Genomic DNA, 19,918 nt, shown 5'->3' with positions numbered 1-19,918 from the left:
GTCCACCGGCAACATCTCGTGGCCTTGCCCTCCGTCTTCCTTTCCGCAGGCCCTGTACTCCCTGCGCGGGATCGCACGCGCGGAGACTCGTACTCGGAAAATCACCGGAGAGCGTCGGGGATCACCGAGGGCACCGAAGGTCCTCAAGGAATCGGCTGCACCGGACTCCTATTTTTCCCGTCGCACGGAAGTGGAACTGGAGGAACCGGTACCGGTACGAGTGGCTGACCACATGCGAGGATTTCTATCCCAACGGGCCCGCAACGCGCAGCCGTTTGGGTATTTCCGAATTGAACGACCCTTCGGCCCGGCGTCTGGGACAGTCGACTTCGCAAGTGCGGCGCGCCGGTCGGGCCGGGACCGCTCCGGGCTCAGCGTGAGCGGCGGCGCAGGAGGATGCCGAGGGTTGTCCGGGCGTCCTTGCGTCGTTCCGGGGTGGAGGCGAGGACGGAGACGAGGGCCACGACGAACAGGATGCCCGTGTAGAGCAGTCCGGCGCAGCCGCTCAGAGCGGCGACGTAAGAGAGCAGTTCGGGGATCTCGGACACGGGCCATCCTTCTGTCAGGAGCCGGATTCGGCTGCTGCGGTGATGGCTCCAGATTCGCGGCGACCACGGGGCGGCCACGAGTCGCGATGACTATGGCGACACGATTTCCGCAGGTGGGGACGGCTGAACCCGTACGAAGCCGGCCGAGTTTCCAAGGTGTGGGCACGAGCAGGAGGAAAGCCGATGACCGCTTCGCCGAGGCGCGAGCGCGACACGCTGGTCGCCATGCTGCGGAGGGTGTGGGAGGTCTCGGGGCTGCGTCTGGGAGACGTGGCTCGGGATGTGGGGCTCGGCCGCTCCACGCTCCGGAACTGGTACGGGGGGAACGCGGTCCCGTCGCCGGAGCGCGAGCGGGAGTTCCGGTCCGTGGTACGGGTGTTGCAGCAGGCCGCCGGTGGCTCGGTGTACACGGACGACGAGTGGACGGCCGCCCTGTACGCAGCCCGGGAGGAGGCGACGGGTGTACGGGACCGGCAGATACCCACGGTCCGGGAGAAGAAGAACCCTGACCGCCGTCTCATCCAGAAGCACGGGCCGGCTATCGACACCCACAGGGCCGAGGTCCGGGGGCGGCAGGGCGAGCGTACGAGCATGAACGCGTTCGTGCGGGACTCGAGTCCCGGAGCACCCGCGTATCTGTGCTGGCACGCCGACGCTCCTGTCGGCAAAACCCTGCTGCTCACGGACTACGTCCTGCGGTCACCGCCGCCCGACGCCGACATCCTGACCTTCTTCGTCTCCTCGGCACCCGGTACGGACACCCGGGCGGACTTCGAGAAGGAAATGGCCGTCCAGATCGGCGAGTTCCCCGACATCGGGACATTCCCCGTCCCGCGCGGGGTCCCGGAATGGAAGCGCCTCTTCACCAAAGCCGCCAAGAAGAGCACGGACCGGGGGCGGAAGCTCCTGCTCGTGGTCGACGGTCTCGATGACGACGTCGCCTGGTCGGGCCTCGCCTCCGAGAGCGGTACGGCGGGCTCAAGGGCCGTCGGGGAGGCGGTCTCCGGCACCGCCGCGCGGTCCGGGCGGCGCCCCGCGCGCGGGAGCATCGCCGCACTTCTGCCCGCCTCTCCGCCGCCCGGCATGCGCGTCATCGCCTCGCTCCGGCGCTGCGTACGTTTTCCGGACGACCTGGCCAAGAGACATCCGCTGCGCCAGGGCAGGCATCTGCGCACCCTCCTGCCCGTACCGGGGGTGCCGCTGCTCCGGCAGCCGCCCCCGGACGCCACCGCTCTGGGCGCGACGGTGGCCGGGCTGCTCGCCGTGGCGGGCGGCGGCCTGCGTACGGCGGACCTGGCGGAGCTGACCGGGCTCCCCACGGACCGGCTCGACCGCTTGGCACAGGGCCCGGCGGGGCGATCCCTCGTCCTCGACGACCCGGTGTTCCAGACCTACGCCCTGGCCGAGCCCCGGCTCGTCCACTCGGTTCTCGGGGACCTGGGTGAGGCGGGGGTCGCCCGGCATACCCGAGAGCTGTTGGCCTGGTCGCGCGAGTGGCGGGCGGCGGGCTGGCCCGAGCGGACGCCCCCGTACGCCTTGGCGCATCAACTCCGGTTGCTGACCGGCCCGGCGGAACGGGCCGCGTACGTCCTCGACCTGCCACGGCTGCGCCGGCTCGCCGGTGTGGCCGGGCAGGCCGCCGCGCTCGCGCAACTGGACGCCTTCGAGGAGGAGATCGGTGCGGGGGACGGCCCCGAGGAGCCGGCGTCGCTGGTACCGCTGACCGCGGTGCGGGCCTTGCTGCGCGGGGAGTCGCGCGACGTACCCGACGGGGCAGCGGCCCTCCTCGTCCGGCTGGGCGAGGTGGAGCGCGCACGCGGCCTGGCCCGCTCGGCGCCGACGGCGATCGACAGGGCCGTCCAACTGGCCTACGTGGCGGTGGAGATGGCGTACGCGGAGCAGGCCGGTGTGGACGCGGTCGTGCGGGAGGCGGTCCAGTGGACGGCCCATCACCGGGTCGACCGGGGATTCCCCCCGGCGTACCAGGACCCCGGCGCGTATACGCGGCTGTTGGAGGCCGCCCGCGCGCTCCTCCCGCTGAACGGCCCGGCCGCCGCCAGGCCGTTGGTCCGCGCCGTGGTCCAGGACCAGGCAGCCGGGACGGACACGCTCATCGAGGCGGCCGGGATGCTGCGCTCGGTCCAGGACCTGGACGCCGTGGCGGTGTTGTACGACCGGGCCGCGGATCTGAGCGTCGGTGGGATGCGTGCCCGGACGGCCGCGGTGGAGCTCTGGGGGGCACTGGCACAGGCCGCGCCTTCGCTCGGCCCGCACCTCGGTGACCGTATCGAGGCCGTCTGCGCGGAACTCGACTCCTCCGACGGGCTGGGCGCGGTCGACGTGCTGGCCTCCTCGGCGTCGGCACTCGCCCGGCTGCCGGCCGGACGGCAGGGCGCCGCCCGCAAGCTGTTGTGGAAGGCCCTGGCCAGGATGGCCGATGCCGTCCCGGCGCCGACGGACGCCGGGGCCCTGCCCGAGGACGACGAGGCCCACCTCCGCCGCGAACTCGCCGGGACGCTGGCCCGCCTCGCACAGGCCACGGAGGACGCGGATGTCAGGAGGCGCGCTCTCGACGACATCACAAGCCTGATGGATTCCCTGCCCGAGCACCTGCGTATCGGCATCCTCGGGGACCCCCTGCTGGAACGGGCGAAGTGGGTCGTCGAGGCGGCCGAGGAGCGCAGATCACAAGCGGACCGGGAGGCTTCGGCCGCCGCCAGAAAAAAGCAGAACGCGAAACGCAGGGCCAAGGACAAGAGCAATACCGTGTACAAGCGGGACCGGGAGAAGAAGCGCGAGCCACTGGGGGAGGCAGGCGCACAGCACCCGACAGCGCGGGAGGGACCGGCGGAAGACTCCCGTCCGGGTCTCCGGCGCGCACCGGCGGTCCGGCGCCCGGACACGCATCGCCCGACGATGGGCCTGCCCTCCCTCGCCGATGTTCCGCACGCCGAGCAGCAGCCCCACCTCCGCCTGCTCCGGGAGGCGGACCGCGAACTGGGCGCGGGCCGACTCCTGCGGAGCCGGGAGCTGTGGGAATCGGCCCTGCGGCACTCCCCCGCCGCCCCTCAGGCGTCGTCCCCCGCTTCGGAGAGCTGGGTGGCAGACCTGTGCCAAGCCCTGGGTGTGGTGGGTGAGTTCGGTGCGGCCGAGGTGCTCGTGGCCGACCTGCCCGACGAGCAGGACCGCGCGCGGCACCTGGCCGCCCTCTCCCTCGGCTGTTCCCTCGGCGGCCACGGCGACGCGGGCGCCCGCTACGCCGATGCCGCGGCGCGTCGGGTGTCCGACGGCACGGACCCGGGGCTGGCGAACCTCGTCGCCCAAGCCCTCGCCCACGCCGGGGACGGCCCCACCGCCATCTCCATGGTGAGGGGAGACCGTGCCGTGCAGAGGCGGACGGCGTCGACGGCCGTCGCGGCCGGACTCGTCCGCCACCGTCCCGCGCAGGCGGCCCGCATCGCCGAAGGCGTCGTGGCCGCCTTGGTCCTGCGGATCGGGGAGGCTCCGATCCGGACCCTGCCCGAACTGGCGGCCCTGTTCCTCGCCTTCCCGGACGTGCGGCAACCGGACCCGCGTCTGCGTGAGGCGCTTCGACGCGCCGTACGGAGCCTGACCGAGACGCCCATGCCCTGGCACGCACCGTCGATGGCCGTCCTCACCCTGCTGGAACGCCTCGGCTGCCTCGCGGAAGAGGACGCCCACGTCGTCGAGGGCCCGACGGACCGGTGGCGGCGGTCTCTCCGGCCTGGCCACGAGGCCGGCGCGGAAGTCGCGCTGCTCGCCGCCGTGGACGGTGACATCGCGGGCCTCTGGCGCCATGCCGAGGCGGTGGCGACTCCGGACGAGCGCTGGAGGGCGCTCCACACGGCCGCCGCGTACCTGTCCGGTGCCCCGGTGGCCCTGTCCACGGACCACCGGGCCGGCGACCGGGTCACCCGGACCTGTCTGGCCCTGGCCCGAGCCTCGGGCGACGACGGCCCGCCGGCGGAGGCGACGGCGCGGGACATCGTTCGGAGCCTGGTGAACGCCGACGCGTGGACCCACGTGATCCCCTTGCTCCCCCGCCTCGCCCCCGGGGCGCCGGCTCACCTGAGCACGATCGCGGCCCATCGGCGCCGGGGCTGGGCGTCATGGTGAGCCGCTGATCGCCGCCTGGTCCCGACTCCGGCGCCGTCCGCCCGGCGAGCGGCGTGCTCAGGTGGGCCCTGTACGGAGGCCCCGCCTGATCGCCCGGCAGGGACGGTCTCAGCCCCCCACGTACTCCGCCAGGTGCTCCCCCGTCAGGGTCGTGCGGGCGGTGATCAGGGCGGCCGGGGGGCCCTCGAAGACGACGCGGCCTCCGTCGTGCCCCGCGCCCGGTCCCAGGTCGATGATCCAGTCGGCGTGGGCCATGACCGCCTGGTGGTGCTCCACGACGATGACCGACTTGCCGGCGTCGACCAGCCGGTCCAGGAGCCCGAGCAGCAGCTCGACGTCGGCGAGGTGGAGGCCCGCGGTCGGCTCGTCGAGGACGTAGACACCGCCCTTGTCGGCCATGTGCGTGGCGAGCTTGAGCCGCTGGCGTTCGCCGCCGGAGAGGGTGGTGAGCGGCTGGCCGAGGGTGAGGTAGCCGAGGCCCACGTCGGCGAGGCGGCCCAGGATGCGGTGGGCGGCCGGCGTCCGCGCCTCGCCCGCCCCGAAGAACTCGGCGGCCTCGGCGACCGGCATCGCCAGCACCTCGCTGATGTCCTTGCCGCCGAGGTGGTACTCCAGCACCGACGCCTGGAACCGCTTCCCCTCGCAGTCCTCGCAGGTCGTCGCCACGCCGGCCATGATCGCCAGGTCGGTGTAGACCACCCCGGCGCCGTTGCAGGTCGGGCAGGCGCCCTCGGAGTTGGCGCTGAAGAGGGCGGGCTTCACGCCGTTGGCCTTGGCGAACGCCTTGCGGATCGGGTCGAGCAGCCCCGTGTAGGTGGCGGGGTTGCTCCGCCGTGAGCCGCGGATCGCGCCCTGGTCGACCGAGACCACGTCCGCCCCGGCCGGGATCGAGCCGTGCACGAGGGAACTCTTGCCGGACCCGGCGACCCCGGTGACCACGACCAGCACCCCGAGCGGGATGTCCACGTCCACGTCGCGCAGGTTGTGCGCCGTCGCACCGCGGATCTTCAGCGCGCCGGTGGGCGTGCGCACCTCCTTCTTCAGCGACGCCCGGTCGTCGAGGTGGCGGCCGGTGAGCGTGCCCGAGGCGCGCAGCCCCTCGACGGTGCCCTCGAAGCAGACGGTGCCGCCCGCCGTACCGGCCCCGGGGCCGAGGTCCACCACGTGGTCGGCGATGGCGATCGTCTCCGGCTTGTGCTCGACGACCAGCACCGTGTTGCCCTTGTCGCGCAGCCGCAGCAGCAGGCCGTTCATCCGCCGGATGTCGTGCGGGTGCAGGCCGATGGTCGGCTCGTCGAAGACGTACGTGGTGTCGGTGAGCGAGGAACCGAGGTGGCGGATCATCTTGACGCGCTGCGCCTCGCCGCCGGAGAGCGTGCCCGAGGGGCGGTCGAGCGAGAGGTAGCCGAGGCCGATCTCCACGAACGAGTCGAGGGTGTCCCGTACCGCCGTGAGCAGCGGCGCCACCGACGGCTCGTCGAGCCCGCGCACCCACTCGGCGAGGTCGCTGATCTGCATCGCGCAGGCGTCCGCGATGGAGACGCCCTTGATCGTGGAGGAGCGGGCGCCCTCGTTGAGGCGGGTGCCGTCGCAGTCGGGGCAGGTGGTGAAGGTGACCGCCCGGTCCACGAACTCCCGGATGTGCGGCTGCATCGCCTCCCGGTCCTTGGCGAGCATCGACTTCCGGATGCGGGTGACCAGCCCCTCGTAGGTCATGTTGATGCCCGCGATCTTCATCCGGGTCGGCTCGCGGTAGAGGAAGTCGTCCAGCTCCCGCTTGGTGTACGCGCGGATCGGCTTGTCGGGGTCGACGAGGCCGGACTCGGTGTACATCCGGTAGTTCCAGCCGCCGGGCTTGTAGCCGGGGATGGTGAGCGCGCCCTCGGCGAGCGAGAGGGAGTCGTCGTAGAGCCGGCCGAGGTCGAGGTCGTTGACGGTGCCGCGGCCCTCGCAGCGCGGGCACATGCCGCCGGTGACGGTGAAGGCGCGGCGCTCCTTCACGGTGCGCCCGCCGCGTTCCACGGTGACCGCGCCGGCGCCGCTGATGGAGGCGACGTTGAAGGAGAACGCCTTGGGCGAGCCGATGTGCGGTTCGCCGAGCCGGCTGAAGAGGATGCGCAGCATCGCGTTGGCGTCGGTGGCGGTGCCCACGGTGGAGCGCGGGTCGGCGCCGAGCCGCTGCTGGTCGACGGTGATCGCGGTCGTCAGCCCGTCGAGGACGTCGACCTCGGGGCGGCCCAGCGCCGGCATGAAGCCCTGGAGGAAGGCGCTGTACGTCTCGTTGATCAGCCGCTGGGACTCGGCGGCGATGGTGTCGAACACCAGGGAACTCTTGCCGGAGCCGGAGACGCCGGTGAAGACGGTCAGCCGGCGTTTGGGCAGCTCGACGCTGACGTCCTTGAGGTTGTTCTCCCGGGCGCCGTGCACGCGGATCAGCTCGTGACGGTCGGCGGGGTGCCGCGCCCCGGGAGCGTGCGCGTCCTGACCGGTGGCCTTGCTCATCGTGTCTCCATCCGTGGGCGGGCCGCCCGCGCGGCCCCGTCGGCGTCGCCCTGCTCGGTGCGACCGGCTTGGAGCATATTTCCGCTTCGCCGCGAACGGCCCGCCCGCCGGGGTACCGCTGCGGATCAGGCCAGGATGTCGACGGTGCGCTCCTCGCTGACCTGGTCCACCTCGGTCAGCCGGACCGTCGCCTTCATGGTCCACGCCCCGGCCAGGGGGAGGGTGACGGAGTTGGCGCTCCAGTAGCCGCCCCGGTCGACGAGCCGGGCCTCGATCGGGCCGATGCCCTGGTCGGCGAGGGTGAAGGTGACGCGCAGCTCGGGTACGGCGGTGAGGCTGCCGTCGGGGGCGTAGACCACGGCCTGTACGGAGTTCTCGCCGGTGCGTCCCGGGTCCAGGGTGATCTGGACGGTGCCCCGGCCGGGGCCGGCCTCGAACGGGATCGTGGTCACGGAGGCGGGGAGCACTCCGGCCCGCGCGGACCGGGCCGCCTCGGCCGCGGTGCCGGGCATGGTGGCGGTGAGCACGGTCGTGATCACCAGGACGACGGCGGCGACGACCGCCTCGATCAGCACGGAGCGGCGCAGCGCCCGCCGGTGCGCCTCCCAGGGCGGGGTGGGGGGTGCGGGCGGCTTTACCGCGGGCGGCTTTACGGGGGAGGGGGCGGGTGGCTCCACGGCGGGGGTGTCCGGCGGCTCCACGGCCGGGGTGGCGGGCGCGGGGAGCGTGCGGGTGGTGAGTGCGGGCACGGCGGGCTCCGGCGGTACGGGGGCGGTGGGGGGCGGCTCCGGCGCGCGGGACGGGGACGGGGACGGGGAGGTTACCTTCGCGGAGACCGTCCGTACGCCCGCCGCCGACGCTGAGACAGCCTCTACGCCGGAGGCAGCCGCCTTCGGCACGGTCCGTGCGCCGGAGACCGCCGCCGTCGCTGACGCCGACACCGTCCGTACGTCCGAGACCGACACCGCGGCGGCCGGTACGGACGGGCCCCGGCGGAGTGGCGGGGGCGCGTCCGGTGCGCCGGGCTCGGTGACCGCGCCCAGCGCGGCCGTCCACTGCCGGGAGAGCGCGGCGACGGCCAGCAGCACCGTGACCGCCGCCACCTTGGCGAGCAGCAGCTTGCCGTACGTCGTGCCGTTCAGGGCCGTCCAGGTGCCGAGGCCGCGCCAGGACTGGTAGGCGCCGGTGACCACCAGGACGACGACCGAGGCGAAGGCGATCCGGGAGAAGCGGGCGACGGCGTCGGCGTCCGGGGCCCGGCGCAACCCGACGAGCAGGGCGGCGAGTCCGCCGAGCCAGACCGCCGTGGCGAGCAGGTGCAGGACGGCAGAGGTCATCGCCAGCGGCACCTGGCTGCCTGCGGAGGCGTGCTCGGCGGCGGCCCAGGTCAGGGCGAGGGCGACGGAGAGCGCGGCGCCCGCCCCGGTGACCCAGGGCGTACGCCGGGGGCGGCGCGAGACGCGGGCCAGCAGGAGCCCCGCCGGGACGAGGAGCACCAGGCGGGCCAGCAGGAGCATGCCGGGCCGGCCGGTCAGGGTCCGCCCGAACGCCTCGGCGTCCAGGGCCGCCGCCGGCCCCTCCCCCGCCTCGTAGGGGGCGCGCAGCACCAGCAGGGCGACGGTGGCGGCCAGCAGGGTCCACCAGCCGGCGACCGCGAGGCGGCGCAGGGGGGCGGGGTCCCGGGGGCGGCACAGGACGACGAAGGCCGCCGTGCCGATGAGCAGCGCGACGGCGAGGTAGGCGAACCAGCGGGCACTCTTGTGGAGGGCGCCGGTCACCGGGTCCTCGGCGGGGCCGGTGTCCACCTCGGCCGCGGAGACCGACGGTTCGCCGACGGAGAAGGTGAAGGCGCCGGAGGCGGGGTGGCTGTCGGCCGACACCACCCGCCAGGCCACGGTGTACGTGCCCTCGGCGAGCCGGTCCGGCAGCGTGACGCCGGCGGTGTCGGGGCGGCCGTCGGCGCGGCCGGCCTCGCCGATGCTCAGGCGGTGGCCGTCGGGGCCGAGGACGCGGAAGGAGTCGTCGCGCAGGCCGACGGACTCCGTGAAGGTCACGGTGACGGAGCCGGGGGCGTCGGGGAGGACGGCTCCGTCCTCGGGGTCGGTGGAGCGCAGTCCGGCGTGGGCGGCGGCCGGTCCGGCGCCGCCGAGGAGGAGCAGGACCAGCACGGTTCCCAGCAGCACCAGCCCTTGAACTCCGGTTCGCCGCCGGGCTCCACCGCGCGCACCACCACACCCCACGTCGCATCTCCGTCGTCCGGACCTCGCCGCCTGGCCCTGAGTACGGACGCGGAGGCCCCGGCGCTCACCGTCTGCGCGTTTCCGTCCCGGAAGGGGAGCATTTCCCTCCGGGAGGGGCGGGTTTTCGTTCGGGGAGGGGGTGTTCTCGTCGCGGTAGGGGTGTGTTCCCGTCCGGGGAGGGCGTGTTCCCGTCGCGGTAGGGGCGGGTTCCCGTGCCGGGGAGGGGGTGTTTCCGTCGCCGTAGGGGCGGGTTCCCTCCCGGAAGGGGGGCGTACGGGTCAGGGGCGGCCCTCGCGGAGGAGCCGCTCGACGTCGGCGACGGCGGGGGCGTGGCGCGGCGCCTGCCACCGGGGCCCGGGAGGGGGCGGGGCCGCCCGGCGGTCGCCACGACGGGCGGGCGGTACGGGGGCGGACGGTACGGGAGTGGCCGGTACGGGAGTGGCCGGTACCGGGGCGGGCGGCCGGGCGGCCACCTCCTCGGCGGCCTCGCGGACCGCGCCGGTCCGGTCGACGCCGTACAAGTGCGGGGCCCGCAGCAGGCGTTCGAGGGCGTGGCCGACGCGTGGCGCGAGGTCCAGCCACGGCTGGAACACCTCGGGGTGGCCGGGCGGGGTGGCCAGCGCGGCGAGGGCCGGGTCGGCCGTGATCCGGCGGACGACCGCCGCGCGCAGGGCCGCGTACGCCGCCGCGTCGGCCTCCTCACCCCGGTCGCCGCTCCCGGCGCCGTCACCAGCACCGATCACATCCGTGCCACCGCCGTCACCAGCCACGTCCGTGCCCCTGCCCTCCCCATCACCGGCCACGTCCGCACCGCCCCCGTCACCGGCCACGTCCGTGCCCCTGCCGCCCCCGTCCCGGGTACCGCGGTGCCAGGCGAGGAGGCGGTCGCGGAGGGCGGCGGCGCCGGGGCTCGGGCCGTCGAGGGCGGCGAGGCGGTCGAGCAGGGGGCTGGGGTCCGGGCGGACTGCCTCGTGGTCCGGCGGTGCGGTGGGCCCGGGGCCGGCCGGCCCGCCGGGGTCACCGTCCGCCGGGCGTACCCAGCCCCGCCACTCGTGCCCCGGCTGCCACGCAGGTACCGGACGGAGCCGGTTGGCGTCGGCGCGGAGCGGGACCCGGCCCACCGTCCGGCAGAGCGTGCCGCCCTCGGTGTCGGCGGCCAGCACCAGGTCGACCGGCTCGGACCAGGCGTCCAGCGCCCCGTCGACATCGGCGACCCGGCGGGCCCGCAGCAGCGGCAGCAGGGCGCCGAAGCCCAGGTCGGCGGTGACGCGGGCCGGGTGGCGCAGGCTGATGGCGGCCGGGGTGCCGTCGTCCAGGCCCTCCGGTCCGCCGGCGATCACCGGCCCCCGGGCGGTCTCGACGACCTCGGCCTCGACGGTGCCCTCCCCGGCGACCCGGATCAGCTCGGTGTGCCGGGCGGCCCGGTGCCAGGCGCCGTCCGGGCCCAGCGCCTCCACACCGGCGCCGGTACGGCGCAGCCGCTCGTGGTAGAGGTCCTGGCAGTCGGCCCTGGCGGTGCCGGTGACGGCCCAGGCGACGGTGCCGGTGTGGCCGCAGTGGGCGAGACCGGGCACGCCCGGCACGGCGAGGCCGGCCACGTCGAACTCCGGGCAGGACAGCCGGACACGGTGCAGACCGCGGGGTCCCGAGGCGCCTCCGGGCGGTCCGCCGGGGCCGTCGGCGGCGAACAACGCGAGGGCGTCCGGCCCCAGTCGGTCCAGGACGTGCTCGCGCCAGAGCTTGGCGGGGAAGCCCCCGTCGAGGACGTGCCCGGCGAGCCGGACCGCGAAGGGGGTCCACGGTTCCCAGCGTCCCGGGGCGAGCCCGGCGCGGGCGAACTCGGGGGCGGCGCCCTCGGCCAGACCCTCGTTCACCCCGTCGACGTAGGCCCGTACCCAGGCGGCGGTCTCCGGGTCCCGTTCCTCCAGCGCGGCGTGGCAGCGGCGGGCGGTGTCGGCGAGGCGGGCGCGGCGGGCGAAGAGGTCCCAGGGCAGGGCGTCGGGACCGAGGAAGGACGCCGAGGTGCCCTGGGCGCGGTGGCGCCGCAGCTCCAGTCGCCAGCCGTGGTCGCGGGCGGTGACGCGGCCCTGGGCGCGGGCGAGGGCGACCGGGCCGTCCGCACGCAGGTGCGGGTTCCCCCAGGCGTCGCGGCAGGTCTCGGCGCTCACCCCTGTGCCCCCACTTCCGTTTAGGTTAGGCTCACCTAAGTTTCTACGGATCGTACGCGAAGGAGGCCGGGGCGATGGGGCAGGGGCGGGGCTGGGAGGGAGCGGTCCTCCGGCTGATGCGGGCGAAGGACTTCGTGTTCACGGTGACCGGCGTCGAGGACGTCACCCCGCGTTTTCGGCGGCTGCGGCTGACGGACGGCGGGCTGCTGGCCGCGACCGGCGTCCACCCGACCATGTGGGTACGGCTCTGGTTCCCCGGCGCGGACCGGCCCCACCAGCGCGGATACACCCTGGTCGACCCCGATCCCGAGGCCGGCACGCTCAGCCTGGAGTTCGCCCTGCACGAGGGGCGCGCGAGCGACTGGGCCCGGTCGGCGCGGCCCGGCGACACCATCGAGGCCACGGTCCAGGGCACCGCCTTCACCGACCCCGACCCGGCGCCCACCCGTCTCTTCGCCGTCGCCGACCCGGCCTCCCTGCCCGCCCTCAACTCCCTCCTCGACGCGCTCGGCGAGACGCCGGCCACCATCTGGTTCGAGGACGACGGCACCGACGAACTGCCCTTCCGCACCGACCCCGCCCGGCACGAGGTCCGCACCGTCCCGCGCCGGGACCGCGGCGCCGCCCTGGTCGCCGAGGTGAAGTCGGCGCTGCCGGAGCTGCTGCGCGCCACCTCCGAGCCGTACGTCTGGATCGCCTGCGACACGGCGACCACCCGTGCCCTGTCCTCCCACGTCCGCCGCGAGCTGGGCGTGCCGCGGCAGCGGGTGAACGCGCTGGGGTACTGGCGCGCGACCTGAGCGCCCAGGCGCGATCATCGGAGCATGGACGTCACCCTGCACCTCGCCCAGGACCCCGAGGCCGACGAACTCCTCGGGCGCAGTCCGCTCGCCGCCCTCGTCGGCATGCTGCTGGACCAGCAGGTCCCCATGGAGTGGGCGTTCAAGGGCCCGTCGACCATCACCCGGCGGATGGACGCCGAGGACCTGGACGCGCACGACATCGCCGCGTACGACCCGGAGGAGTTCGCCGCGCTGCTCTCCGCGAAGCCGGCCGTGCACCGCTACCCCGGTTCCATGGCGGGCCGCGTCCAGGAGCTGTGCCGGTACCTGGCCGACACCTACGACGGCGACGCCGAGGCCGTCTGGCGGGGCGTCGCCACCGGCCCCGAACTGCTGAGACGCCTCCAGGAGCTGCCGGGCTTCGGGCGGCAGAAGGCGCAGATCTTCCTCGCCCTGCTGGGCAAGCAGCTCGGCGTCCGGCCGGAGGGCTGGCGCGAGGCCGCCGGGGAGTACGGCGAACCCGGCTCGTTCCGCTCCGTCGCCGACATCACCGGGCCCGAGTCGCTGACCAAGGTGCGGGCGCACAAGCAGGAGCTGAAGGCCGCCGCCAAGGCCGCCAAGGCGGCCCGCCCCCCGAAACCTCCCCGGATGGACGCGGGGTGACGGGGGCACGGGCCCGCACCGGGCGCGGCGACCGGGGGCGGGTACCCAGCGGCCGGCGCGCGGGCGGGCAGGAGTCCACGCCCGCCGGACGTCCCCCTCGGGACGACCGCCCCCGCCACCGTCCCAGCCCTAGCCCCAGCCCCAGCCCCAAACCCACCGTCTCCGGCGACCCTCCGTCAGCCCGCCGGACCGGTCCGGGTGGCGGCACCCGGCCGGGTGCCCTGAGCTGGGACCATGACCGAACCCCCCAGCAGTTTCCCCGGGAACCCGCAGGACGACGACCGGGGCGTGCACGCCCGCCCCGGCGCGCACGCCCCCTCCTCGTCCGCGCCGCGCGGCACGGCCCACGAGCCGGAGCCGCCCTTCGAAGGGCCCCTGCACCTGCTCTCCCGCGCCGCCTGGCAGACGGTGCTGTTCACCGGCATCGCCTCCCTGGTCCTCGGCGTGCTGGTGCTGGCCTGGCCGAGCGCGACACTGCGCGCCGCCGGCGTGCTCTTCGGGCTCTACCTCGTCATCAGCGGCGTCCTGCAACTCGCCGCCGCCTTCGGCACGCACCGCAGGACCTCGCTGCGCGTCCTCGCCTTCATCAGCGGCGCCGTCTCGATCCTGCTGGGCCTGTTCTGCTTCCGGGGCCCGCTCCAGTCCATCCTGCTGCTCGGGCTGTGGATCGGCATCGGCTGGCTGTTCCGCGGCATCACCCAGACCGTGGCCGCCGCCCACGACCCCTCGATGCCGGCCCGCGGCTGGCACCTCTTCCTCGGGATCGTCACCATCATCGCCGGCATCGTCCTCATCGACTCGCCGGTCGGCTCGGTCGCCGTGCTCACCGTGCTCGGCGGCTGGTGGCTGGTGGTCGTCGGCGCGGTCGAGATCGTCACCTCCCTGCGGCTGCGCTCCCGCGTCCGCGACGTGCCGCACGAGGTGTGACGGACGGCCGGCCGGGCGGGGCTCCACCGGAGACCCGGTGGGGGCTCCACCGGAGACCCGGTGGGCGCTCCGGAGCCCCTGCCCGGAAGCCCGGCAGGGGCTCCGCCGGGGGGCGTACGAGGGCGGCGGAGTGGGCGGGCGGGCGCTCGTCCCGCGCCCCCGCTCCCGCTCTGCCCTGCTTTGCACGCCTCTTACGGGTTCGTACTCCGCCTCCATGGCTGCGCCCGCAACGCCTTGGCCGGTAGGCTTTCCGTGTGATCTTCAAGCGCATCGGAAACGGCCGGCCGTACCCCGACCACGGCCGGGAGAGCACCCGGCAGTGGGCGGACGTCGCGCCGCGGCCGATCCGCCTCGATCAGCTCGTGACGACCAAGGGCCAGCTCGACCTGGAGACCCTGCTCGCCGAGGACTCCACCTTCTACGGCGACCTCTTCGCCCACGTCGTCAAGTGGCAGGGCGACCTGTACCTGGAGGACGGCCTCCACCGCGCGGTGCGCGCCGCGCTGCAACAGCGTCAGGTGCTGCACGCCCGGGTCCTCGAACTCGACTGACCGGGGCCGCCGGTTTGGCCCTTTCGGGTTGGATTGACGGCATCCGGGGAACGTCGAATGATCATCTAGTAGGCATCACCGTCGCGGCGCACTACGCTGCGTCCATGAGCATGCTGACTCCCCCCGGCATGGGCGGCAAGTACCGGATCACCGGGGGCAAGTACCCCCGGATGCGACCGGCCCGACGCCGGGGCAGGCTCGCCTTCCTGAGCGTCGCCTGCGCCACCGCCCTCGGCCTCCTCGGCTGGGGCACGCTGCAGCTCATCGACGTCTTCACCGGCGGCGACCAGGCGTCGGCCGCCAGTGCCGCGGACTGCCGGCCGGCCCGCGCGGCCGGCCCGTCCCCGTCCGCGAGCCCGTCGCCCGCCGTGGCCGTGCCGAAGCCGGGCCAGATCACCGTCAACGTGTACAACGCGACGACGCGCAGCGGCCTCGCCCAGCAGACCGCCGACGAGCTGAAGAAGCGCGGCTTCCGCATCGGCGAGGTGACCAACGCGCCCGAGGAGTTCGACAAGAAGCTGGACGGCGCGGGCGTCCTGCTCGGTCCCGCCGCCGCGGACAAGGCCGCGCTGCCCGTCCTGGGCACCCAGCTCCCCGGCGCCGAGGCCCGCACGGACGCGAAGCGCGAGGACGCCACCGTCGACCTGATCATCGGCAACGGGTTCAAGGGCCTGGCCCGCCCGGCGGACGCCGACGCGGCGCTCGCCGAGCTGACCGCGCCGCGTCCGACGCCCACGCCGGTCAAGAAGGGGTGCTGAGCGGCGGTTACTCCGCCGCGCCGTACATCCGGTCGCCGGCGTCGCCGAGGCCCGGCACGATGTAGCCCTGCTCGTTGAGGCGTTCGTCGACCGAGGCGGTCACCACGGTCACCGGGGTGCCGGCCAGCTCGCGCTCCATCACCTCGACGCCCTCGGGCGCGGCCAGCAGCACCACGGCGGTCACGTCGTCGGCGCCGCGCTTGATCAGCTCCCGGATCGACGCCACCAGGGTGCCGCCGGTCGCCAGCATCGGGTCCAGGACGTACACCTGACGTCCGGACAGGTCCTCCGGCATCCGCGTGGCGTAGGTGGACGCCTCCAGCGTCTCCTCGTTGCGGATCATGCCGAGGAAGCCCACCTCGGCGGTCGGCAGCAGCCGGACCATGCCGTCCAGCATGCCGAGCCCGGCCCGCAGGATGGGGACCACCAGCGGACGCGGGTGGGAGAGCTTGACGCCGGTGGTCCGCTCGACCGGCGTCTGGATGTCGACCTGTTCGGTGCGCACGTCACGCGTGGCCTCGTAGGCGAGCAGGGTGACCAGCTCGTCGGCGAGGCGGCGGAAGGTCGCGGAGTCGGTGCGGCGGTCGCGCAACGTGGTGAGCTTGTGGGCGACCAGGGGGTGGTCGACGACGTGGAGACGCATGTCCACCACAGTAACCGGGGACGGAGGGCCCCCCTCCCCGCAGGGCGGGACAAGCCACCGGCACGTGCCCGACCCGGCCCGCAGGCGTCAAACGGGCCGGCCGGGGGAAGGTGGCAGGGACCGACGCGGGGTGGTGAGACTGTGCCTGACCGGGACTTCCACGACACACCGCCCCCGCGCGCCACGCCGAGGGCGAAGGCCGGCACGGCGGCTGGGGCGGAGGCCGGTACGGCGGCGGGGACGGAGCCCGCTACGGCGACGGGGACGGAGCCCGCTACGGCGGCAGGGGCGAAAGCCCGTACGGCGGCAGGGACGGAGTCCGCCACGGCTGGGGCCAGGACGGAGCCCGGGGTCGCGCGGGCCGGGGCGGAGCCCGGGACGGCGGCGGGCCCGGAGCCTCCCGCCCGGCGCGCGCCGGCGCCCGCGCCCCCGACGCCGCCCGACGGCCGCGCGCGGCCGGGCCCGGACGCGGGGCCGCTGCCACCGGGCCGCACGGAGCCCGCGCCGGACGCCGAGGCGGAGCGCCGCCGGCGGCGGGACCGGTTCCTGCGCGAGCTGGCCGAGGCGCGGGAGTTGAGGGACCGGGTCCAGCCGCGCCGCGCCAAGGCCGCCCGGCTGCGGCACGCCCTGCGGATGCGCACCTTCCGCTGGTGACCCGCCGGACGGGCGGGGCCGTACGGGGGCGATCGGGCGCCGCGCCGGGGGCTCGGGCAGGGCGGCGCGCGCGGGCGGCCGAAACCCGCGTACGATCCCGCACGTGGCGGCGACGGGGGCACGTCCGGCGCCGGCCAGTGCGAACGCTCCGGGAACCGCGGCCGAAACAGCCGGACACAGGGTGCCGAAGGCATCCCCTGAGGGCCATGTTTCTGCCACGATTCCGAGTGGGTGGGGCTCGGAGCACCGCTCCCCCGCCCGCAGCCTCCGCCGGGGGGACCCCCAACCGGCACGCCTATGACCAGTGGGAGAGTCACGGTGTACTTCGCCGCACTGCTCGCGCGCACCGAAGACGGGTGGGAAGCGAGCGACACGGAGCTCGACGATGTGGAAACCCTGTCGGATCTGGCCGACCTCGCCCGGGAAGCCTCCCCCGACGAGGACACGGTGCTCGTACTGATCGAGCAGGAGGACGCGTGGTTCGGAGTCGTCCGCGTGGACGGTGAGGAGGACCCGCGCATCTACGTCTCCGACGCCGCCGCCGCGGCCCGCAGCAGTTACGGCGAGATCCTGCTCACCGACGAACTGCTCGGCCGCGATCCCGACGACGACGACCTCGACGACCTCGACCTCGACGGTACGGAGGACGGCGAACCCGACGACGAGGACGAGGAGGACGCCGACGCCGGCGAACCCGGTGCCGCCGGCGGCGTGCCGCACGGCCCGGTCGGCGACGCCGGCATCCTCGACGACCTCGGCGTGAGCGAGAGGGAACTGCGCTCGATGTCCGGGGACGCCGTCGGCGAGATCGCCGAGGTGCTCGGCGCCTCCGAGGTGCTGGAGACCGTCCGCTGACCGCGTCCGCCGGCCCCGACGGCGTGCCCGCCCCCGAGGGACCCGAGGTTCCCGGGGGACGGCCGCCGGGCGGCCGTATACCCGGCGGCGCCGGGGCGCTCCCGGACCCCGTACGGGACCCGTGGCGGGGCGCGATACGCCTCGCCCTGGACGAGGCCGCCCTCGCCGCCCGGGGCGGCGACGTCCCGGTCGGGGCGGTCGTCCTCGCCCCGGACGGGAGGACCGTGCTCGCGCGCGGGCACAACGAGCGCGAGGCGACCGGCGACCCCACCGCCCACGCGGAGGTGCTGGCGCTGCGGCGGGCCGCCGGGGCGCTCGGCCGCTGGCGGCTGGCCGGCTGCACCCTCGTGGTCACCCTGGAACCGTGCACGATGTGCGCGGGCGCGCTGGTGCAGTCCCGCGTGGACCGCGTCGTCTACGGCGCCCGCGACGACAAGGCCGGCGCCGCCGGTTCCCTGTGGGACGTGGTGCGCGACCGGCGGCTCAACCACCGCCCCGAGGTGATCGAGGGAGTGCTCGCCGAGGAGTGTGCCGGGCTGCTCACGGACTTCTTCCGGGACCGCTGACCGTCCGTCGGAAGGGGCCCCGGGAATCGATTTCTGACCACGCCACCCGGTGCTGTAAAGTCTCCCTCGGTAGCGTGTCCGAGCGGCCGAAGGAGCTCGCCTCGAAAGCGAGTGTGGCGCAAGTCACCGTGGGTTCAAATCCCACCGCTACCGCTTCGGAAGGGCCCCGTCACACGACGGGGCCCTTCGTGCGTCCCGGCTCCCGCCGCCGCCCCGGCGTTCACCCCTGGACATCTCTCTCGAACCGGCCGTCGAAAGACCGGGCCCTTCGTGCGATCATGTGCGGCGGACGTGCGTCGGTGGACAGGGGAGGCCGCGGTGGCGGTGAACGCGAAGAAGATCGCCGTCTATGCGCTCGTGGTCTTCGTGCTGTATGTGATCATCACGGACCCGGCCAAGGCCGCGGACTACGTCCAGATCGGCTTCCAGGGCATCTCCGACGCCGCCGGCGCCGTCGGCGACTTCATGACCTGGGCCGCCAACGGAGGAAAGTGATGATCCGCCACCTGGTGCTCTTCAAGCTGAACGAGGGCGTCACCCGTGACGATCCGCGCGTCGTGGCGGGCGTCGAGGCGTTCCGCGGGCTCGGCGACCGGATCGAGGAGCTCCGGTTCTGGGAGTGCGCCTGGAACATCAGCGACCGCCCCATCGCCTACGACTTCGCCATCAACTCCGCCGTGGAGGACGCCGACGCGCTCCGCCGCTACCTGGACCACCCGGCCCACCAGGCCGGCGTCGCGCTGTGGCGGGAGTTCGCCACCTGGGTGATCGCCGACTACACGTTCTGACGCGCGCGCCCCGGGCCCCGTACCCCTCGCGGTGCGGGGCCCTTCCACATCCTCTGCCGGATTAGTCCGAGTTTGATCCACTTGAACCCTCAACACGACGTTTTGCGGTGCTTGCACACAGTGCACATGTGTTGTGATGCTATGACCGCTTTTGACGGATGAGTTGACGATGATGAGGTGGAGTTGACCGTGCCGGCCAGTACTGCGCCTCAAGCACCGCCGCCCCAGGCAGCCGCGCCCGCCCCGGCGGCGCCGCAGCGCAGCAGGGGTGCCGACACCCGGGCCCTGACCCAGGTCCTGTTCGGCGAACTCAAGGGGCTCCAGCCGGGCACGCCGGAGCACGACCGCGTGCGCACGGCGCTCATCGAGGCGAACCTCCCGCTGGTGCGCTACGCCGCCGCCCGCTTCCGCTCCCGCAACGAGCCGATGGAGGACGTGGTCCAGGTCGGCACGATCGGTCTCATCAACGCGATCGACCGCTTCGACCCGGACCGGGGCGTGCAGTTCCCGACCTTCGCCATGCCGACCGTGGTCGGCGAGATCAAGCGCTACTTCCGGGACAACGTCCGCACGGTGCACGTGCCGCGCCGGCTGCACGAGCTGTGGGTGCAGGTCAACAGCGCGACGGAGGACCTGACGACGGCCTTCGGGCGCTCCCCGACCACCGCCGAGATCGCCGGGCGGCTGCGCATCAGCGAGGAGGAGGTGCTGTCCTGCATCGAGGCGGGACGGTCGTACCACGCCACCTCCCTGGAGGCGGCCCAGGAGGGCGACGGACTGCCCGGACTCCTCGACCGGCTCGGCTACGAGGACCCGGCGCTGGACGGGGTCGAGCACCGCGACCTCGTCCGCCACCTCCTCGTCCAACTGCCGGAGCGCGAGCAGCGCATCCTCCTGCTGCGCTACTACAGCAACCTGACGCAGTCCCAGATCAGCGCCGAACTCGGCGTCTCCCAGATGCACGTGTCGCGGCTGCTGGCACGCAGTTTCCAGCGGCTCCGGTCGGCCAACCGCATCGACGCGTAGCGCCCCCAGGGCGTTACCGTACAAACGAACGAACCATCACCGGGAGGGGCGAATCGCTCCTCCCGGTCTTTGCCGACGTCAGCGGCCCGAAACCCCGTCAGGCCCGGTTT

Annotated in this window: 17 protein-coding genes and 1 tRNA gene; 13 read left to right on the top strand and 5 right to left on the bottom strand. The window is 74.3% G+C overall.

The features are described 5' to 3' along the window. Positions 1-371 precede the first annotated feature (371 nt). The gene (locus J5Y05_RS15390; RefSeq protein ID WP_210872611.1) at positions 372-548 is read right to left on the bottom strand and encodes a hypothetical protein; all 177 of its coding nucleotides are present in this window, start codon (positions 546-548) and stop codon (positions 372-374) included. 183 nt (positions 549-731) lie between these two features. Here J5Y05_RS15390 and J5Y05_RS15385 point away from each other — a divergent pair, with 183 nt between their 5' ends. After that, complete coding sequence (locus J5Y05_RS15385) at positions 732-4,685, top strand: hypothetical protein (protein ID WP_210872609.1); 3,954 nt, start codon at positions 732-734, stop codon at positions 4,683-4,685. 108 nt (positions 4,686-4,793) lie between these two features. On the opposite strand, the gene J5Y05_RS15380 is transcribed toward J5Y05_RS15385, so the two are convergent. The 3 genes from J5Y05_RS15380 to J5Y05_RS15370 form a co-directional block, all read right to left on the bottom strand. After that, on the bottom strand, positions 4,794-7,187 hold the full coding sequence (locus J5Y05_RS15380; protein WP_210872607.1) for an ATP-binding cassette domain-containing protein: 2,394 nt from the start codon (positions 7,185-7,187) through the stop codon (positions 4,794-4,796). A gap of 125 nt (positions 7,188-7,312) precedes the next feature. After that, positions 7,313-9,370 carry a copper resistance CopC/CopD family protein gene (locus tag J5Y05_RS15375; RefSeq protein ID WP_210872605.1) on the bottom strand — a complete coding sequence of 686 codons (2,058 nt, stop codon included), beginning with the start codon at positions 9,368-9,370 and terminating at the stop codon, positions 7,313-7,315. Between the two features lie 335 nt (positions 9,371-9,705). Further along, the gene (locus J5Y05_RS15370) at positions 9,706-11,595 is read right to left on the bottom strand and encodes a penicillin acylase family protein (protein ID WP_210872603.1); all 1,890 of its coding nucleotides are present in this window, start codon (positions 11,593-11,595) and stop codon (positions 9,706-9,708) included. Positions 11,596-11,669: 74 nt separating this feature from the next. Here J5Y05_RS15370 and J5Y05_RS15365 point away from each other — a divergent pair, with 74 nt between their 5' ends. The 5 genes from J5Y05_RS15365 (at position 11,670) to J5Y05_RS15345 (ending at position 15,276) form a co-directional block, all read left to right on the top strand. Continuing rightward, on the top strand, positions 11,670-12,395 hold the full coding sequence (locus J5Y05_RS15365) for a siderophore-interacting protein (protein ID WP_210872601.1): 726 nt from the start codon (positions 11,670-11,672) through the stop codon (positions 12,393-12,395). Positions 12,396-12,419: 24 nt separating this feature from the next. Then, positions 12,420-13,040, top strand: coding sequence for an HhH-GPD-type base excision DNA repair protein (locus tag J5Y05_RS15360; RefSeq protein ID WP_210872599.1), 621 nt, complete (start codon positions 12,420-12,422; stop codon positions 13,038-13,040). 234 nt (positions 13,041-13,274) lie between these two features. Next, the gene (locus J5Y05_RS15355; RefSeq protein WP_210872596.1) at positions 13,275-13,967 is read left to right on the top strand and encodes an HdeD family acid-resistance protein; all 693 of its coding nucleotides are present in this window, start codon (positions 13,275-13,277) and stop codon (positions 13,965-13,967) included. 254 nt (positions 13,968-14,221) lie between these two features. Beyond that, the gene (locus tag J5Y05_RS15350) at positions 14,222-14,518 is read left to right on the top strand and encodes a type II toxin-antitoxin system VapB family antitoxin (RefSeq protein ID WP_030420160.1); all 297 of its coding nucleotides are present in this window, start codon (positions 14,222-14,224) and stop codon (positions 14,516-14,518) included. Positions 14,519-14,646: 128 nt separating this feature from the next. Then, the gene (locus tag J5Y05_RS15345; protein WP_210872807.1) at positions 14,647-15,276 is read left to right on the top strand and encodes a LytR C-terminal domain-containing protein; all 630 of its coding nucleotides are present in this window, start codon (positions 14,647-14,649) and stop codon (positions 15,274-15,276) included. A gap of 7 nt (positions 15,277-15,283) precedes the next feature. On the opposite strand, the gene upp is transcribed toward J5Y05_RS15345, so the two are convergent. Then, the gene (upp, locus tag J5Y05_RS15340; RefSeq protein ID WP_210872594.1) at positions 15,284-15,919 is read right to left on the bottom strand and encodes a uracil phosphoribosyltransferase; all 636 of its coding nucleotides are present in this window, start codon (positions 15,917-15,919) and stop codon (positions 15,284-15,286) included. Positions 15,920-16,060: 141 nt separating this feature from the next. On the opposite strand from upp, the gene J5Y05_RS15335 reads away from it, so the two are divergent. From J5Y05_RS15335 to J5Y05_RS15305, 7 genes are all read left to right on the top strand, one after another. Then, positions 16,061-16,573: a response regulator gene (locus tag J5Y05_RS15335; RefSeq protein ID WP_210872821.1), complete on the top strand. Its 513-nt coding sequence runs from the start codon at positions 16,061-16,063 to the stop codon at positions 16,571-16,573. A gap of 318 nt (positions 16,574-16,891) precedes the next feature. Then, positions 16,892-17,428 (top strand): tRNA adenosine deaminase-associated protein, encoded by a 537-nt coding sequence (locus J5Y05_RS15330; RefSeq protein ID WP_210872805.1) that lies wholly within the window; start codon positions 16,892-16,894, stop codon positions 17,426-17,428. A gap of 134 nt (positions 17,429-17,562) precedes the next feature. Beyond that, the gene (gene tadA / locus J5Y05_RS15325; protein ID WP_210872803.1) at positions 17,563-17,994 is read left to right on the top strand and encodes a tRNA adenosine(34) deaminase TadA; all 432 of its coding nucleotides are present in this window, start codon (positions 17,563-17,565) and stop codon (positions 17,992-17,994) included. A 68-nt stretch (positions 17,995-18,062) separates the two neighbouring features. Next, a tRNA-Ser gene (locus tag J5Y05_RS15320) sits at positions 18,063-18,147 on the top strand. Positions 18,148-18,312: 165 nt separating this feature from the next. Then, the gene (locus tag J5Y05_RS15315; protein ID WP_030979209.1) at positions 18,313-18,489 is read left to right on the top strand and encodes a hypothetical protein; all 177 of its coding nucleotides are present in this window, start codon (positions 18,313-18,315) and stop codon (positions 18,487-18,489) included. Then, complete coding sequence (locus J5Y05_RS15310) at positions 18,489-18,782, top strand: Dabb family protein (RefSeq protein ID WP_210872592.1); 294 nt, start codon at positions 18,489-18,491, stop codon at positions 18,780-18,782. The genes J5Y05_RS15315 and J5Y05_RS15310 overlap by 1 nt, the downstream gene beginning before the upstream one ends. A 189-nt stretch (positions 18,783-18,971) precedes the next feature. Then, the gene (locus J5Y05_RS15305; protein WP_210872801.1) at positions 18,972-19,808 is read left to right on the top strand and encodes an RNA polymerase sigma factor SigF; all 837 of its coding nucleotides are present in this window, start codon (positions 18,972-18,974) and stop codon (positions 19,806-19,808) included. The last annotated feature ends 110 nt before the right edge of the window (positions 19,809-19,918 follow it).

Origin of the sequence: Streptomyces tagetis (genome assembly GCF_018069565.1) — a bacterium.
In the GTDB taxonomy this organism is placed as follows: Bacteria; Actinomycetota; Actinomycetes; order Streptomycetales; family Streptomycetaceae; genus Streptomyces; species Streptomyces tagetis.
Note: the sequence above shows the minus strand (reverse complement) of the source record. Positions and strands in the feature narration are given on the sequence as shown.